Here is a 15973-nt window from a genome sequence, read left to right as displayed (position 1 = left end):
GTTCTCGAAATCTCGTCTTCTTTTCCGTATCGGCGCGTGCCGGAGAAAAGGGAGGAGATTTTTTTATGCATGCCGGAAGACAGCAAGAAGAAATGAAAGATGTTACGCTCCTAGGCAATCAAGGAACGACGTACAGCTTCTCGTACGACCCGAAGCTGCTCGAAACGTTCGACAATAAACATCCGTACCGGGATTATTTCGTTAAATTCAACTGCCCCGAATTCACGAGCCTGTGCCCCGTGACCGGGCAGCCGGACTTCGCTACGATTTATATCAGCTACATTCCGGACGTGAAAATGGTGGAGAGCAAGTCGCTGAAGCTGTATTTGTTCAGCTTCCGCAACCATGGGGATTTTCATGAGGATTGCGTCAACATCATTATGAACGACTTGATCGATGCGATGCAGCCGCGCTATATCGAGGTGTGGGGCAAATTTACGCCGCGCGGCGGCATATCGATCGATCCGTACTGCAATTGGGGAAAGCCGGGCACGAAATACGAGGCGATGGCCGAGCATCGGCTGATGAACCACGATATGTACCCGGAGAAGGTGGATAACCGATGAAAGCGGTCGTGATATTGCTCTACCTATCGTCCATCGTCGTCGCCAACGTCGTCACCGCCTCGTTCGCTCCGCTCGCGCTCGGACCGCTGCTCGTGCCGGCCGGCTCGCTGCTCATCGGCGCCGCGTTCGTGCTGCGCGATTTCGTGCAGCGCGCCATCGGCCGCGGCCGCACGTACGCGGCCATCCTGACCGCGCTGGCGCTGTCCGCGGCCACGTCGGCGGCGCTCGGCGACACGCTGTGGATCGTGTTCGCCTCCGCGCTCACGTTCCTCGTGTCGGAGACGGCCGACACGGAAATTTACACCCGCCTCCGGCTCCCGCTCGGCTGGCGCGTGTTCTACAGCGGCCTCGTCGGCGGCATCATCGACAGCGCCTTGTTCGTCGTCGTCGGCCTGTCGCCGATCGGCGCCGGCTTCCTGCCGTGGGAAGCGGTCGGCTACGCGATCGCCGGCCAGGTCGTCGTCAAAACCGCCCTGCAGACGCTCGGCGCCGCGGCCGTCGGCTTGTCCCCGATCGCCCGCGAAACGCGGGAAGCACAATCATAACTGCGCTGGATACGGCGCGTCGCCCGGCTTACGCCTGGGCGGCGCGCCGTTCTTCGTTCGCGCTGCGTCTCAGCGCCTCCCCGATCGCGGCGAGCAGCGCGCCGGATGCGAGGAACGCGAGATCGTACAGCAGCTCGTTCGGATCGCCGGGCTTCACGTGATGAATTTGCAGCAGATGATGGTTGATGAGGCCCTCGATCACGTTGAAGCCGCCGGCGCCGAGCAACGCCCCGCCGAGCAGCAGCCGCTTGCCTCGTCTCACGCCGCCCGGCGCGCCGGCGCGCCACAGCAGGATGGCCCCGATCGCGAGCGCAACGGTCGTAATGCCGTGGAACAAACCATCGCTGACGATTTGTCCGTGCCGGTGCGTGTGCATATACACGCTGTGCCACTGCAGCAGCTGGTGGAACACGACGCCGTCGAACGCGCCCGCGAGCCCGATGCCGAGCAGCAGACTGCCGTAATTCAATAGCTTTTTCTTTTCATCGATAGACAAAATGCCGTCGCCTCCGTCTTTTTTTACCCAGTGTTGACGGAGGGACGGCACCCTATACTAGGCCTTTAGCCTTGGGCGTACCGCTGGATGGCGCGCGCCAGCCGTTCGAGACCTTCGGGCACGAGCGCGGGCGGCGTATGTGTGAAATTGATGCGCAGCGTGTTGCGCGCCGGCTCGCCGGCGTAGAACGGTTCGCCGGGCACGAAGGCGGCGCCTTCCTCGACCGCGAGCTTCAACAGATCGACGGCGACCCACGACTCGGGCAGCGTCGCCCACAGGAACATGCCGCCCTGCGGCCGGTTCCAGCGAAGCAGCTCCCACGGAGCGCCCGTCATGTGCGCAGTCAGCCTTTCCATCCGCTCTCGGTACATCGCCGAGATCGAACGAATATGCCCTGCGAGATCCCATTGGGTGACGAGCTCGTACAGCGCCAGCTGGTCGACGCCGCTCGAATGCAGGTCGGACGCCTGCTTCGCCTTCTCCATCATTCTAATAACGTCCTCGGGGCCTGCGGCGAAGCCGGTGCGCAGCGCGGGCGCCACCGTCTTGGAGAACGAGCCGAGATACAGCGCGTTGCCTTCGCCTCCGAGCGCGGCGTCCGTTTCGTAGAGCGTCGTCACGCGGAGATTCGGATCGAACCGGATGTCGCCGTACGGATCGTCCTCGATGACGAGCGCCCCGTAGCGGCGAGCGAGCTCCGCGAGCGCGCGGCGGCGTTCGTCCGACCAGAGCTTGCCGCCCGGGTTGGAGAACGTCGGCGTCACGTATACGATTTTCGGGCGAAACTCCCGAAGCTTCGCTTCGAGATCGTCCGGCAACATCCCCTCGGCGTCGGAATCGACCTCCGCCACCCGGCCGTCCGCGAGCGACAGCGCCTGCAGCGCGGCGAGGTACGTCGGGCGCTCGACGAGCACATAATCGCCCGGATCGATCATGACGCGGAACGCGAGGTCGATCGCCTGCTGCGAGCCGGTCGTCACCAGCAGCTTGTCCGGGGACGTCTCGACCCCTTTCGCGCGAAGAAACTCGGTCAGCCACTCCCGCAGCGCGAGCACCCCTTCGGTCAACCCGTACTGCAGCGCGCCCGCTCCCCGAGCGAATACGCGCTCGTACGCTTCGCGAATCGCCTCCGCCGGGAACGAGTCTTCCGCCGGCAAGCCGCCTGCGAAAGAGAGCACCTTCGAATTTTGCGTTAATTTCAAAATCTCCCGCACGGCGGACGACTTCGCCCGCGAAATCGTTTTGGCAAATGTTCGTTCCATCTTCAACGTTCCTCCGACGACTGTTATAAGTGTATTTATTTAATTTACCGAATCTCCGCCGGAACAGCAAACGTTTTTATAACCAGTCGGTTTCGGAGGACCGAAGCCGCTTCGTTCCGTACGCCGGAGCCCCGTCGCCTGACCCGGCCCGTCATTGCCCCAGCTGCTCCAGCGCGTTAAGCAGATCCGTCATGCCCCGGATCGTCTCCAGCACCGGCGCGTTCGCCAGCGCCGCGAGATCGATCGTCTGTGCGTCGATCTGCTGCACGTACTGCTCGAGCTGCGCGCGTACGATCTCGTTCGTCTCGGTCAGCTGCCGGTGGATGTCTGCGGCGAACTCGGGCGCCTGCAGCGAGGCGAACGCGGCGATGCGTTCTTGCATCGACTGCATTTCGCCGCGCAGTTGCTCGAGCGTCTCCGGGTTTGCCAGCGCCTGCTCGGCGAGCTGCGGCACCTGCTCCGCGAACCGGTTGGCGTCGTTGATGAACGCTCCCGCCTCGGCCGCGTACGACAGCGTCGTATTCGCCTGTTCCAACGCCGTATTCGCGCCCTCCAGCACGGAGCATCCCGTAAGCAGCGCGAACGCCAGCAACATCGCTCCGAGAATCGATCGTTTCTTCATCTCTTGAATTCCCTCCGATAAAGTTTGTTTATACTTAATACCGCTGCAGAGGCGGCGGCGTTTCATCCTGAATACAGAAAGCCCTGGCTTCCGATGGAAGCTAGGGCTTTCGTTTCGTTCGCTTTGCGTTCGGGCGAAGCGATTCGGGCTGCGGCCGTTCGAGCCGACCTCCTCGCTCCTATGGCCCATTACCGAATGGCGGCGATCAGATCGTCGTGAATGCGGCCGTTCGTCGCGGCGACGTCCCGCACGTGCAGGCCGTACGGCTCCCCGTTCATGTCCGTCACTTTCCCGCCGGCCTCCTGCACGAGCAGCATGCCCGCGGCGATGTCCCATGCGTTCAAGTTCGCCTCCCAGAACCCGGTGAGGCGTCCCGCGGCGACGTACGCGAGATGCAGCGCCGCCGAGCCGCCGGCCCGGATGTTGCGCACCCGCGGCGCTACGGACTCGATCTGCTTCAGCGCGAGCGGCAGCACGTGTTGGCGGTCGGTCGGGAAGCCCGTCGCGACGAGGCTGCCCGCCAGCTCTTCCTCCGGCGACACCTGAATGCGCTTGCCGTGCACGTACGCGCCCTTCCCTTTCTCGGCGACGAACAATTCGTCTCGAGACGGGTCGTACACGACGCCGACGATGACTTCGCCGCGATGCGCCAGCGCGATCGATACCGAATAGAACGGCAGGCCGTGAATGAAATTCGTCGTCCCGTCGATCGGATCGACGATCCAAACGTACTCGCGGTCTTTCACCGCTTCCAGCGCCAGCCTCGACGCTTCCGCGCCGGGCTCTACGCCTTCTTCCCCCAGTATGTCGTGCGTCGGAAAATACGTATGAATGATTTTGCGGATCAAAATTTCCGTTCCCTTGTCCACTTCGGTCACGAGATCGTGCGGCGACGTTTTCACGCGCACGTCCGTCGCTTGGCCGAGCTTGCTTTTCATATATTCGCCCGCTTTCGCCGCCATGTTCACGGCGACCGCAGTGAACGATTTCCCGGTGACGGTGTACGTCTCCCGTTCGTGATTGCTCATCGGCTCCTGTTCTCTCCCCTTCGATTGCTTATCCAAATTATACGTATGGGCCGGGCCGACAGTTTCGCACGGATGCCCCTTAAACGAAAAAAAAAGGCCGTCGCCTAATCGACGACGGGCCTTCGGGACACCGGCCTGGAGCCGACGCCGGCCGTAGATTATACCCCTACGATATGATAACCGTTGTCCACGTAGATGACTTCGCCGGTAATGCCGCGCGACAAATGGCTCATCAGGAACAGCGCCGTGTCGCCTACTTCGGCTTGCTCGGTCGTGCGGCGCAGCGGCGCCTTCTCCTCGACCTGCTTCAGGATCGAGTTGAAGCCGCTGATGCCCTTCGCCGCGAGCGTGCGGATCGGACCTGCGGAGATCGCGTTGACCCGGATGTTCGACGGGCCGAGATCCGCCGCGAGGTAGCGAACGCTCGCTTCGAGCGCCGCTTTCGCCACGCCCATGACGTTGTAGTTTTTCATCGCGCGCTCCGCGCCGAGGTACGTCATCGTCATGATGCTGCCGCCTTCGGTCATGAGCGGATGGATGCGCTGGGCGACCGCGACGAGCGAATACGCGCTGATGTCATGCGCGAGCGCGAATCCGGCGCGGGACGTGTCGACGTACATGCCCTCGAGCTCTTCCGTCTTCGCGAACGCGATGCTGTGCACGAGGCCGTGGATGACGCCGAACTGGTCTTTGATGAGCGAAGCGAGATTGTCGATCTCTTCGTCCACCGCCACATTGCACGGGAGCACCGTAGAGTTCGGGATCGTATCCGCCAGCTTCTTCACGCGCTCTTCGACGCGTTCGTTCTCATATGTGAAAATGAGCCGAGCCCCTTGGCCGGCCAGCGATTGCGCGATCGCCCAAGCGATGCTCCGATCGTTGGCGACGCCCATAACGAGTATAGTTTTTCCTTGCAACAACGGTTCCATTCGGTTCGACTCCCTTTCATGTACAAGCTTTTCACCTGTCTTCCAACGTACCCCAACTTCTCGGGAAAAGCAAGAATGAAACATGTCGAATCTCGCTAATTTTTCGCCCCCGGTTACAGTTCGACGATCGCGCCTCCGAGGCGGCGCACGCCGGGCTTCGCGGCGATCTCTTCGACGAGGCGGAACAAGGCGTCGTCTTTCATTTTCGCTTCGATCATGACGTCGAGACGAGGCGTCATCGGCGCGATGTCGCGCAAGAAGGCGAAGAAGCCGTCCGCATCGACGTAATCGGCGTGGCCTCTCGGGTCTTTGTCGCTTTTCGGACTGGATACGTGGATTTTCGGCGCGAGCAGCTCGTCCGTCAGCGTCGGCTCGCCTGCGGCCTCCGCGGCGAACGCGGGCGCTGCGATTGCGGCGGCATGCGCATCGCCGCCGGAGGAAGCTGCGGCTGCGTAGGCGCCGACCGGCTCCCGCTCCGGCACGAGCGCCGCCCCTTCGCTTCTGTCCGCCGCTCCCCCGGCCGTCCGCAGCGCCGCTTCCGCGCGCGCCTTCTCCGTCAGCCACGTGCGCTGAATGTCCTCCCACAGCTCGACGATCCGCTCCCCCTCGTTGTTGACGGCATGGTGGTGCACGTCGAGCACCATGGGCACGCCGACCGCTTGGCACGCTGCCAACGTTTCCTTGGCGGTGAACGTCTTGTCGTCGTTCTCCAGCGTGATCCGATGCCGCAGCCGATCCGGCATCGCCGCGAATTGGCGGAGGAAGCGCTCGTACGCTTTCTCTTTGTTGCCGTAGGTGCCTCCGATATGGATGTTGCACTTGTATCGCTCGTCGAGCCCCATGCGCTCGAGCATTGAGACGTGCCAATCGAGGTCTTTCTCCGATTTCTGGAGCACGTCCTTGCGCGGGGTGCTCAGCACCGTGAAGTGATCGGGATGGAAGCTGAGGCGCATGCCGTTCGTCTTGGCGTAGTCGCCGAGCCGCCGGAAGTCTTCCTCGAGCGCGTCGAGCGGGTCCCACCCTTCCAGCATCTCGTGCGTCAGCAGCGGGATCAGCTTCGAGGAGAGGCGGTAAAGCTTGATGCCTTCCGCCCTGTTGTGCTTCAGCAGGCGGAGCGTGTTGTGCAGGTTTTCGGCGGCGATGCGCTCGAGCTTGCGGACGGCGGCTTCGCGGTCGGGAATCGTCTGGAACAGCGTGGCGGTCATCGTTTTGGACGGCGACGCGTTTTTGATATGGACGGACATCGCGACATAGCCGAAACGGACGATCATACGACGGGGTACCTCCTGTTTGCCGGATTTCGTTGAAGGGTATTGTTCCCAAACGGACCACGAACTAGCCTGCCTGCCGTGAATTCGCCGCATTTTTGCGCCTACTGCCCGCAACCCGCCTCATCAAACGCCAAATAGCCGCATTTTTGCGCCTACTGCCCGCCAGCCGCCCCATCAAACACCAAATAGCCGCATTTTTGCGCCTACTGCCCGCCAGCCGCCCCACCAAACGCCAAATAGCCGCATTTTTGCGCCTACTGCCCGCCATCCGCCCCTGCCGACCGCTCTCCCGAAACAAAATAAAAACGCGCCGCCCGAAGGCGGACGCGCTTAGTCGTCCAGACCGTATTTGATGCTCTGCTTCTCCTGATGGCGCTCGATCGCGAGCCGGATCAGCTCGTCGAGCAGCTCGCGGTACGTAAGCCCGCTCTCTTTCCACAACAGCGGATACATCGAGAACGGCGTGAAGCCCGGAAGCGTGTTGATCTCGTTGAGCAGGAGCTTCCCGTCGTCCTTCTTCAGGAAGAAGTCGACGCGCGACAGCCCGGTGCCGTCGATCGCCTGGAACGCGCGAATGGCGAGCTCCTGCGCTTCCTGCGCCGTCTCGAGCGGAATGTCCGCCGGAATCGTCATGACCGACTTCCCGTCGATGTACTTCGCTTTATAATCGTAGAACTCGCTCGAGGAAGCGATTTCCCCCGGAACGGACGCACGAGGCTGATCGTTGCCGAGCACGCTCACCTCGATTTCGCGGGCGTCGACGAATTCCTCCACGATCACCTTGCGATCGAACTGGAGCGCCTCGCGCACCGCCTCGATCAGCTCCTCGCGGTTGCGCGCCTTGGACACGCCGACCGACGAGCCGAGATTCGCAGGCTTTACGAAGCACGGGTAGCCGAGCGACATTTCGATTTCCATTAAGTAATAAGAGCGGTCGCGCTCCCACTGGCTGCGGGTGAAATAGCGGTACACGCACTGCGGCAGCCCTTCGGAGGCGAACATTTTTTTCATCGCGACTTTATCCATGCCGACCGCGGAGGCGAGCACGCCCGCGCCGACGTACGGGATGTTGAGCATTTCCAGCATCCCTTGGATCGTGCCGTCCTCGCCGAACGTGCCGTGCAGCAGCGGGAACACGACGTCCACCTCATGCGCGTCGACGGCGCCGCCGGCCGCGGCGACAAGGACCTCTTTGGGGGCTGCGGCCGCGGCGGAGACGGCCGGCGCCGAAGCGGCGGCGGTCGAGCCGGTCAGAGCACCGAACAGCGGCGTCAGCGCGCTCGAATTTTCGCCCACGACGGCGCCGTTCTCGAACGTCAGGCGCTTCTTATCGTCGACCGGCGCGAGCAGCTGGGCGCCCGCCCGCCATTCGCCTTGCTTCGTAATATAAAAAGGAAACACCTCGTATTTATCGAAATCGAATTCGCCGATCACCGCTTTGGCGGTGGAGAGCGATACGTCGTGTTCTCCCGATTTCCCCCCGTAGATGATGCCGACTCGAATCTTCTTGTTCATGGAAACCTCCGTCGTTTCTCTTGATAGCTTGCTAAAACGCATCCCGGATGCGGAAAAACCGATACGCGGTTCGATCCGTCCAAGCGTAGGAGTCCCGGTAATCCCAATACCGGGCGCGGCTGTTCGTCGTATGCGCGTTGACGAGCGGCATGCCCGCGCCGTCCGCGCCGGTCACGATAACGCTGTGCTCGAACCGGCCGTCGCCGTCGAAATCGTAGCAAATCACATCGCCGATCGTCAGCTCCGCGGCCGAGGAAACCGTCTCCGCGGCAAGCCCATCCCGCCGGCTCGCCGACAAATACCAATGAAGCGCGTGCGCCACGCTCCAGCTGTAGCTCCACAGCTCGCGGCCGCCGGAACGGCCCCGGTACCACCAGCCCGACTCCCTCACCCCAGTATAGTTCATTGGCGCTCCCCCTGCATAGAGGCACTGGGAGACGTAGTTCGTGCAATCGACGTCGAAGTGAATGAACGCCGGATTCGGATCGTTCCAGTGCCGCTCCGCGTAAGCGCGCGCCGCTTCGCGGTCGTACGCCCCGGCTCGCTCGAAGGGCGCCGCCGACCCGCGCACGAGCACCCGCTCGTTCAGCAGCGGCGCGGCGCGCAGCGAAGGTGCGGCGCCATCGCTCCCGAAGACCGCAGCGGGGGCGCCGCCCGTCCGCCGCTCTTGCAGAATCGGCTCCGCCCGCACGACGGCCCACGCGTTGTCCGGTCCGCGCTGCAGCGTCACCCGCTCCCGGTCGACGCGCTCCTCGCAGTGCTCGACGCCGCGCGTGCGAAAACGCAGCGTCCGCCGCATGTCGATGTCGGCCACCGTTTCCCGTTCGCCCTCCCGGACCCGGCGGAGAGTTAGTCTCGTTTCGCAATCCAGCAGCCTGGCGCCGCGTTCGGCGTAAGCGGCCTGCACCCGCTTCAGCCTGCTCCTTTCGCCTGAGGGCAGCAAAGCGCCGGTCGCCGCCCCTTCCGCCTCTCGAACGTTCGCGCCGTTTACATATTCATACAATATAGGTTTCCAACTCATGAATGTGCCTCCAACGTGAAAAAAATATAGTTCGGCTGCCGGGACGCACCATGCTGTATCGACATGTATATGCGCCGGGAAGGCGCTTCATGAGGGAAATTTAACCCTTTACCAACAAGCCCCGAGAGGCTATACTAACTATAGATGCAATAATGAAATCGAGTTTCATCTAGTGGAACAAACAAGCGAATGTACATCGTTTCTTCCGTCGGGAAAAGGTTCCGCAAATGCGACTGGGTTTCGTGAGGGCAGAATATTTTGTGCAGAGAGGATGGGTTGTACATTATGGCGAAACGCGACCATTACGGCGTACGCAAAACGCTTTCCGTCGGCTCCAGCCAATATCAGTACTACTCGCTGAGCGATCTGGAAGCGAAATTCGGCGACGTCTCCAAGCTGCCGTTCTCGATCAAGGTGTTGCTCGAAGCGGCGATTCGTCAATTCGACGGCCGCGCGATTACGGAAGAGCATGTCGCTCAAATCGCGAACTGGGCTTCGAACAAAGACAACAACAAAGAAATTCCGTTCATTCCGTCCCGTATCGTACTGCAGGACTTCACCGGCGTTCCGGTCGTCGTCGACCTCGCGGCGATGCGCGACACCGTGAAGAAAAAGGGCGGCGACCCGAAGAAAATCAACCCGCTCGTACCGGTAGACCTCGTCATCGACCACTCGGTCATGGTCGACGCTTTCGGCACGACGAACGCTCTCGAATACAACCAGAAGGTCGAATTCGAGCGCAACGAAGAGCGCTACCGCTTCCTGCGCTGGGCGCAAACCGCGTTCGATAACTTCCGCGCGGTGCCTCCGGGCACAGGGATCGTCCACCAGGTTAACCTCGAGTACCTCGCTTCCGTAGCGGCGACGAAGAACGTCGACGGCGAAGTCGAAGTATTCCCGGATTCCCTGGTCGGCACGGACTCCCACACGACGATGATCAACGGTCTCGGCGTCGTCGGCTGGGGCGTCGGCGGCATCGAGGCGGAAGCCGGCATGCTCGGCCAACCGCTCTACTTCGTCACGCCGGACGTCATCGGCTTCAAGCTGACGGGCAAGCTCGCGGAAGGCGCTACGGCGACCGACCTCGCGCTGACTGTTACCCAAATGCTGCGTAAAAAAGGCGTCGTCGGCAAATTCGTAGAATTCTACGGTTCCGGCCTCAGCTCCATTACGCTTGCGGACCGCGCAACGGTCGCTAACATGGCGCCGGAATACGGCGCGACGATCGGCTTCTTCCCGGTCGACGCAGAAACGCTGAACTACCTCCGCGGCACGGCGCGCTCGGAAGAGCAAGTCGCGCTCGTCGAAGCGTACTACAAAGCTCAAGGCATGTTCCGTACGGACGACACGCCGGATCCGGTGTTCACCGACACGATCGAGCTCGACCTCGGCACCGTCGTTCCGTCGCTCGCCGGCCCGAAGCGTCCGCAGGACCGCATCGAGCTGACGGCGATGAAGGAAACGTACAACACGATCGTGCGCACGCCGGTCGACAAAGGCGGCTACGGCCTCTCCGAAGAGAAGCTCGCCGAAGTCGTCGACGTGAAGCATCCGGACGGCTCCGTTTCCCAAATGAAGAACGGCGCGGTCGTCATCGCGGCGATCACGTCCTGCACGAACACGTCCAACCCGAGCGTTATGGTCGGCGCGGGCTTGCTCGCGAAGAAAGCCGTCGAGCGCGGCCTCACGAAGCCGGGCTACGTGAAGAGCTCCCTGACGCCGGGTTCCCTGGTCGTTACGGAGTACCTGAAGAACGCCGGTCTCGTCGAGCCGCTCGAGGCGCTCGGCTTCCACGTCGCAGGTTACGGCTGCGCGACGTGTATCGGCAACTCCGGCCCGCTGCCGGACGAAGTCCAAGCCGCGATTACGGATAACGATCTGACGGTCGCATCCGTCCTGTCCGGCAACCGGAACTTCGAAGGCCGCGTCCACCCGGCCGTCAAAGCGAACTACCTCGCTTCGCCGCCGCTCGTCGTCGCATACGCGCTCGCGGGCACGGTCGACATCGACCTCTCCTCCGAGCCGATCGGCACGGATAAGGACGGTCAGCCGGTATACCTGAAAGACATTTGGCCGTCGTCCCAGGAAATCATGGACACGATCAACGCCGCGATGAATCCGGGCATCTACGCCGCGAAGTACAGCGACGTATTCCGCGCGAACCCGCGCTGGAACGAGATCCCGGTCGCCGAAGGCGAACTGTACGAGTGGGACGACAAGTCGACGTACATCCAGAACCCGCCGTTCTTCACGAACCTCGGCGAGCAGCTGGACGACATCGTCGACGTCCGCGGCGCGAAGACGCTGGCGCTGCTCGGCGACTCCGTCACGACGGACCACATCTCGCCTGCGGGCAGCATTAAGGCTGACTCGCCGGCGGGCAAGTATCTGATCGAGCACGGCGTGAAGAAGGAAGACTTCAACTCGTACGGCTCGCGCCGCGGCAACCACGAAGTCATGATGCGCGGCACGTTCGCGAACATCCGCATCCGGAACCAAGTCGCTCCGGGCACGGAAGGCGGCGTAACGAAGTATCTGCCGACGGACGAAGTAATGCCGATCTACGACGCGGCGATGAAGTACCAAGCGGACGGCACGCCGACCGTCGTCATCGCAGGCAAAGAGTACGGCACAGGCTCCTCCCGCGACTGGGCGGCGAAGGGCACGTTCCTGCTCGGCGCGAAAGCGGTCATCGCGGAGAGCTTCGAGCGGATTCACCGCTCCAACCTCGTCGGCATGGGCGTTCTCCCGCTGCAATTCGTCGAAGGCCAAAGCTGGAAGACGCTCGGCATCGACGGCACGGAAACGTTCGACATCGAGGGCCTCAGCAACGACGTGAAGCCGGGTCAAACGGTAAAAGTGACGGCGACTCGCACCGACGGTTCGCAGTTCTCCTTCGACGCGATCGTGCGCCTCGACTCCATGGTCGATGTTGACTACTATCGCAACGGCGGCATCCTGCAGACGGTTCTCCGTCAGCTGATGGCGTAACGAATTTTGTAAAACGAACAACGCCCGACTTCGAGCTTAAGACTCGAAGCCGGGCGTTTTTTGTGCGCAGAAATGAATAGATGCTGCCGAGAGAGCGCGTTCCCGCCGGCCGTCATTGGGACGATCGAGCGCTGTTCCCCGCGCCGACGCAGCCGACCGCCATGATTGCACACTTTTTGCGCTCTTGCCGGCCGACCGCTCGACATTTGTGCTGTTCCCCGCCGACCGCCGCGCCAAGGGCTAATGCGCTTGGTGCTCGCCGCCATGTCCTTCATGGCCTGCGCCATCGCCGGCGTAGCCGCGCAGCTCGTTGTACGTCGTCGTCTGCTCCGCCGTTAACGCCTCCCGCATCCGCAGATGCGTCTCGAGATGCACGTACCGGAGCCGTCCCTCCGTCTCGGCGATGTCCGCCGTCAGCCTCGCCAGCTCCTCCTCGCTCGCCTCGCCGCTCTTGAACGCGCGGTCGAGCTCCCGCTCCAGCTCAACGATGCGGCGTCCGAGCTCCGTCGCCCGCTCCTTCATCTCGCCGTACATCGCTTCCGTCGCGGCCCGCTGCTCCGCCGTCAGCTCGAGCTTCTCGGCGAAGTCGAGCACGTGCTTCGGGCCCGGATAGCCGTTCACCTCAGCCGCGAGCGCGTAGCCCGCCCCGCCGCCGGCGAGCAGCGATTCTACTCGCTCTGGCGCCAACGCCGCGATTTCGCGGGTCTCGTAGCCGGCGTACGGAGCCGCAGCGTCCGCCCCGCTCGCAGCCGGCTCCGTCCCCCCTGCGGAGGCGCAGCCGGCCAGCAGCGCGCTCAGCGCGGCGGCCAAGACGGCCATGCGCACATCAACTTTCATCTTCGTTCCGATCATCGTTTCCTTCCTCCTTCTCTTTCCGCAGCGCCGTCAGCAGGCTTCGCAGCCCTGTTTCGACGGACTGCATTTCATCGGCTCCGAGATAACCGGCGAGCCTCCGGAACTTGTCCCGCCGCGCCGCCTCGACTTCGCCCGCCACCCTTCGGCCCGCCGGGGACAAGTACAGCCGGCGAACGCGGGAATCGGCGCCGTCCGTCCGCCGCTCCAGCCAGCCGCGGCGCTCCATCGAGGCGACAAGCCGGCTGACGGTGCTCTTCTCGAGCTGCAAGCGGCGCGCGAGTTCGTTCTGGCTGAGGCCTTCGCCGCCCGACAGCTCCGCGAGCGCATGCGCCTCGGACACCGGGATCGGTTTGCCGCAGGGCGTTGTCTCGCCGTCGTGCAGCCCGAAGCTGCGGACGAATTCGGCCACCAGCTGCTGCAGTGTATCGCTCATGAAGATCATCTCCGAGTCATCGTGATAGTTGAATTATACAACTACTTAGTTGCAATGCGCAACTAAACCACATAATAAAAGCGGCGTCCCAATGGACGCCGCTCGCTCCCGTGATCGCTATTTCATCATCGTGCCCATGCGTCTTGCCGCTTCCATGACCTGCGGCGCGATTTCGCGCATCATCTCCAGCGTCAGCCGGTTCGAGGGACCGGACACCGCCAGCGCGGCCGCCAGCCGCCCCTTCCCCGTCAGGATGGGCGCCGCCACGGCCGCCGCTCCCGGCTCCCGTTCCTCGACGCTGGTCGCATAGCCTTGAGCGCGGATATCCTCCAGCCCCCGCAGGAAAGACGCCTGGTCGATCGACGCCGGCCAGTCCGGCGAGCGGAGCAGCGCGTCGCGCACGCGCTCGTCCTCGAACGCGAGCAACACCTTGCTCGACGCCCCGACATACAGCGGCATTCTCGCCCCGACCGGAGCGACCCGGCGAATCGCGTGGTGGCTCTGCACCGCCTGGATGCGAATGCGCTCGTTGCCCTCGCGAATATACAAACTGATCGTCTCGCCTACCAAATCGCGCAGCCGCTCCATCTCCGGGAGCACCAGCGCGCCCGGATCGTCCGATTGCCCCGCCAGCTGCGCGGACAGCTCCCAAACCCGAAATCCGAGCCGGTACTTCTCCGTTCCGGCGTCTCGGATGAGAAACCCCTTCCCTTCCAGCGAAGCCAGCAGCCGGTGCACAGTGCTCTTATGCAAGCCTACCTTATCGGCGATTTCCGTCAAACCGAGGCTCGTGTGCTCGGTAAACACCAACAATATATCCAACGCGCGCTCGACCGCGCGAACCGTTAATTTCCCGTCCTCCATCACAGATCCCCCGTCGTCGGCTATCGTTCCGTGGAGTGAAACTCTTTTTCATATTTTAAGTATACCACGAGAATCTCGGGCGTAAAGACTTGAATCTTGCGCCTTTGGCCATGATCTTCCAGTCCTATGTTACAGCCGTTTTACAACAGTCTTACAATTCAGACAAAGCCATTGACCGCCGGTTTGCTCGTGCGTACTATAAATTTAACCGTATTAACGTTAAGAGGAGGGTCGGCACATGGAACCGATCGCAACAACGTCGTCGTCTCTTTCTTCCGCTTCCTACGAAAGCGCTTCCAGTCCATTGACGAACGTCGCCGGCTCCCTTGCGCTCGAACGAGGGAAACGCCGCCGCAATCTCGCCTCCTCGCTCGCGGGCCTCGCGCTCGCAATCCTGTTGATCGCTTTCACCGGGGTCGTCGTACTGTACGCCTATATCGCGTGGATCTTGGCCCGTCCCGACGTCGCGCCGATCCAATCCAATCCGACGCTCACCCTTCAATTGCCGTACGAGGACGTTTCGTTCTTCGCGGAGAACGGTCGCGACATCTTGGAAGGCTGGTACATACCCGCCGCCGCATCGTCCGACCGAACGATCGTATTCTCGCACGGATACGGCGGCAACCGGGAAGAAATTTGGGTGCCGATTTACGAGCTCGCGCGCCTCGCTCACGACCTCGGCTATAACGCCCTTATGTTCGATTACGGGTATGTATATAACGACGACCGCGTCGTGACCGGCGGCGCGAGGGAGTCGGACGACCTGCTCGGCGCCGTCCGATATGCGCGCTCCCGCGGCGCCGAAGACGTCGTCGTATGGGGCTTCTCGATGGGCGCGGGCACCGCGCTCCAAGCCGCCCTGCGGAGCGAGGAGATCGACGCGATGATTTTGGACAGCACGTTCGTCCTCGAGCCGGATACGCTGTATCATAACTTGAAGCAATACGCCGATTTGCCGCGGGAGCCGTCCTTGACGATGCTGCGCTGGCTGTACCCGCTGGTCAACGGCTCCGGCATGAACGAAGTGCCTTACCAAGAAATCAAGAACACCGCATACGAAATTCCGACGCTGTTCATTCACGGCACGCTAGACGAGCGCTCGCCGTACGAAATCATACGCGACATCGCGATGAATCAGACCGCGGCGCATCCGAAATCCGAGTTTTGGCTCGTGCCGAACGCGACCCACGAGCTCGTGTACCGCAAGGTGAAAACGGATTACGTCGACCGGGCGAGCGCGTTCCTGCAGCGGGCGCTCCCCTAACTAGCGACATAGGCCGACCTCCCGTCGAATACGTTATCTGTAGCCTGCAGATTACGGGATTGACGGGAGGTTTTTGCATTGATTCGAGCGGTTGCGGAGGATGCAGCCCGGAGAAGATTGGCGGCGGAGGCGCGGAAAGCGATGCGCCGCGGCCGAGAGCAAGCGGCGGCGCTGCGCGCGGGCGGGGCCGCCGGCGGGGACGGCGCGGCGGAGGCGTGGCTGGCGGCGTGGGAGCGGGCGCTGGGGGCCGCGGAGGCGGCGGCGGACCGCTGGCTCGCGCGAGCGGCGGCGAGCGCCGGTGCGGCGCACGG

The 15973-nt window shown here is 62.6% G+C and carries 15 protein-coding genes and 1 pseudogene; 5 read left to right on the top strand and 11 right to left on the bottom strand.

The genetic code is table 11. From position 1 onward, the window contains the following. Positions 1 to 65: 65 nt before the first annotated feature. Together queF and VE009_RS00895 are read left to right on the top strand one after the other, a co-directional pair. Positions 66 to 566: a preQ(1) synthase gene (gene queF / locus VE009_RS00900; protein ID WP_325005501.1), complete on the top strand. Its 501-nt coding sequence runs from the start codon at positions 66 to 68 to the stop codon at positions 564 to 566. Continuing rightward, complete coding sequence (locus VE009_RS00895) at positions 563 to 1111, top strand: VUT family protein (protein WP_325005500.1); 549 nt, start codon at positions 563 to 565, stop codon at positions 1109 to 1111. The genes queF and VE009_RS00895 overlap by 4 nt, the downstream gene beginning before the upstream one ends. 28 nt (positions 1112 to 1139) lie before the next feature. Here the strand turns inward: VE009_RS00895 and VE009_RS00890 are convergent, their stop codons facing one another. The 8 genes from VE009_RS00890 to VE009_RS00855 all read right to left on the bottom strand — a co-directional run bounded on the left by VE009_RS00890 (position 1140) and on the right by VE009_RS00855 (position 9255). Further along, entirely contained in the window at positions 1140 to 1607 is a 468-nt protein-coding gene (locus tag VE009_RS00890; protein ID WP_325005499.1) for a DUF2243 domain-containing protein, read from the bottom strand. Positions 1608 to 1672: 65 nt separating this feature from the next. Further along, entirely contained in the window at positions 1673 to 2869 is a 1197-nt protein-coding gene (locus tag VE009_RS00885; RefSeq protein WP_325005498.1) for a PLP-dependent aminotransferase family protein, read from the bottom strand. Between the two features lie 151 nt (positions 2870 to 3020). Beyond that, positions 3021 to 3491: a DUF6376 family protein gene (locus tag VE009_RS00880; RefSeq protein ID WP_325005497.1), complete on the bottom strand. Its 471-nt coding sequence runs from the start codon at positions 3489 to 3491 to the stop codon at positions 3021 to 3023. Between the two features lie 188 nt (positions 3492 to 3679). Beyond that, entirely contained in the window at positions 3680 to 4519 is an 840-nt protein-coding gene (locus VE009_RS00875; protein ID WP_325005496.1) for an inositol monophosphatase family protein, read from the bottom strand. A 158-nt stretch (positions 4520 to 4677) separates the two neighbouring features. Next, complete coding sequence (gene fabI, locus VE009_RS00870) at positions 4678 to 5448, bottom strand: enoyl-ACP reductase FabI (protein ID WP_325005495.1); 771 nt, start codon at positions 5446 to 5448, stop codon at positions 4678 to 4680. 113 nt (positions 5449 to 5561) lie between these two features. After that, positions 5562 to 6719 (bottom strand): UV DNA damage repair endonuclease UvsE, encoded by a 1158-nt coding sequence (gene uvsE / locus VE009_RS00865; RefSeq protein ID WP_325005494.1) that lies wholly within the window; start codon positions 6717 to 6719, stop codon positions 5562 to 5564. Positions 6720 to 7049: 330 nt separating this feature from the next. After that, positions 7050 to 8234, bottom strand: a complete 1185-nt coding sequence (locus VE009_RS00860; RefSeq protein ID WP_325005493.1) for a D-alanine--D-alanine ligase — start codon at positions 8232 to 8234, stop codon at positions 7050 to 7052. A 31-nt stretch (positions 8235 to 8265) separates the two neighbouring features. Next, positions 8266 to 9255 (bottom strand): amidase domain-containing protein, encoded by a 990-nt coding sequence (locus VE009_RS00855; RefSeq protein ID WP_325005492.1) that lies wholly within the window; start codon positions 9253 to 9255, stop codon positions 8266 to 8268. Positions 9256 to 9540: 285 nt separating this feature from the next. Here VE009_RS00855 and acnA point away from each other — a divergent pair, with 285 nt between their 5' ends. After that, positions 9541 to 12246, top strand: coding sequence for an aconitate hydratase AcnA (gene acnA, locus VE009_RS00850; RefSeq protein WP_325005491.1), 2706 nt, complete (start codon positions 9541 to 9543; stop codon positions 12244 to 12246). A 240-nt stretch (positions 12247 to 12486) separates the two neighbouring features. On the opposite strand, the gene VE009_RS00845 is transcribed toward acnA, so the two are convergent. The 3 genes from VE009_RS00845 to VE009_RS00835 all read right to left on the bottom strand — a co-directional run bounded on the left by VE009_RS00845 (position 12487) and on the right by VE009_RS00835 (position 14398). Continuing rightward, entirely contained in the window at positions 12487 to 13098 is a 612-nt protein-coding gene (locus VE009_RS00845; protein ID WP_325005490.1) for a Spy/CpxP family protein refolding chaperone, read from the bottom strand. Continuing rightward, entirely contained in the window at positions 13073 to 13534 is a 462-nt protein-coding gene (locus tag VE009_RS00840; RefSeq protein ID WP_325005489.1) for a MarR family winged helix-turn-helix transcriptional regulator, read from the bottom strand. The genes VE009_RS00845 and VE009_RS00840 overlap by 26 nt, the downstream gene beginning before the upstream one ends. A 117-nt stretch (positions 13535 to 13651) precedes the next feature. Further along, the gene (locus VE009_RS00835; RefSeq protein ID WP_325005488.1) at positions 13652 to 14398 is read right to left on the bottom strand and encodes an IclR family transcriptional regulator; all 747 of its coding nucleotides are present in this window, start codon (positions 14396 to 14398) and stop codon (positions 13652 to 13654) included. A gap of 238 nt (positions 14399 to 14636) precedes the next feature. On the opposite strand from VE009_RS00835, the gene VE009_RS00830 reads away from it, so the two are divergent. Both VE009_RS00830 and VE009_RS00825 read left to right on the top strand, forming a co-directional pair. After that, a complete protein-coding gene (locus tag VE009_RS00830) occupies positions 14637 to 15662 on the top strand; it encodes an alpha/beta hydrolase (RefSeq protein WP_325005487.1) in 1026 nt (341 codons plus the stop codon). Between the two features lie 78 nt (positions 15663 to 15740). Continuing rightward, positions 15741 to 15973, top strand: a pseudogene (locus VE009_RS00825) (hypothetical protein); the annotation flags it as partial.

The organism is Paenibacillus sp. (assembly GCF_035645195.1).
Classification (GTDB): domain Bacteria; phylum Bacillota; class Bacilli; order Paenibacillales; family YIM-B00363; genus Paenibacillus_AE.
Note: the sequence above shows the minus strand (reverse complement) of the source record. Positions and strands in the feature narration are given on the sequence as shown.

Excerpts from the sequence above, each read along its gene's own strand:
- queF (WP_325005501.1), top strand. The coding sequence starts at position 66 with ATGCATGCCGGAAGACAGCAAGAAGAAATGAAAGATGTTACGCTCCTA.
- VE009_RS00895 (WP_325005500.1), top strand. The coding sequence starts at position 563 with ATGAAAGCGGTCGTGATATTGCTCTACCTATCGTCCATCGTCGTCGCC.
- VE009_RS00885 (WP_325005498.1), bottom strand. The coding sequence starts at position 2,869 with ATGGAACGAACATTTGCCAAAACGATTTCGCGGGCGAAGTCGTCCGCC.
- VE009_RS00880 (WP_325005497.1), bottom strand. The coding sequence starts at position 3,491 with ATGAAGAAACGATCGATTCTCGGAGCGATGTTGCTGGCGTTCGCGCTG.
- VE009_RS00875 (WP_325005496.1), bottom strand. The coding sequence starts at position 4,519 with ATGAGCAATCACGAACGGGAGACGTACACCGTCACCGGGAAATCGTTC.
- fabI (WP_325005495.1), bottom strand. The coding sequence starts at position 5,448 with ATGGAACCGTTGTTGCAAGGAAAAACTATACTCGTTATGGGCGTCGCC.
- uvsE (WP_325005494.1), bottom strand. The coding sequence starts at position 6,719 with ATGATCGTCCGTTTCGGCTATGTCGCGATGTCCGTCCATATCAAAAAC.
- VE009_RS00860 (WP_325005493.1), bottom strand. The coding sequence starts at position 8,234 with ATGAACAAGAAGATTCGAGTCGGCATCATCTACGGGGGGAAATCGGGA.
- VE009_RS00855 (WP_325005492.1), bottom strand. The coding sequence starts at position 9,255 with ATGAGTTGGAAACCTATATTGTATGAATATGTAAACGGCGCGAACGTT.
- acnA (WP_325005491.1), top strand. The coding sequence starts at position 9,541 with ATGGCGAAACGCGACCATTACGGCGTACGCAAAACGCTTTCCGTCGGC.
- VE009_RS00845 (WP_325005490.1), bottom strand. The coding sequence starts at position 13,098 with ATGATCGGAACGAAGATGAAAGTTGATGTGCGCATGGCCGTCTTGGCC.
- VE009_RS00840 (WP_325005489.1), bottom strand. The coding sequence starts at position 13,534 with ATGAGCGATACACTGCAGCAGCTGGTGGCCGAATTCGTCCGCAGCTTC.
- VE009_RS00835 (WP_325005488.1), bottom strand. The coding sequence starts at position 14,398 with ATGGAGGACGGGAAATTAACGGTTCGCGCGGTCGAGCGCGCGTTGGAT.
- VE009_RS00830 (WP_325005487.1), top strand. The coding sequence starts at position 14,637 with ATGGAACCGATCGCAACAACGTCGTCGTCTCTTTCTTCCGCTTCCTAC.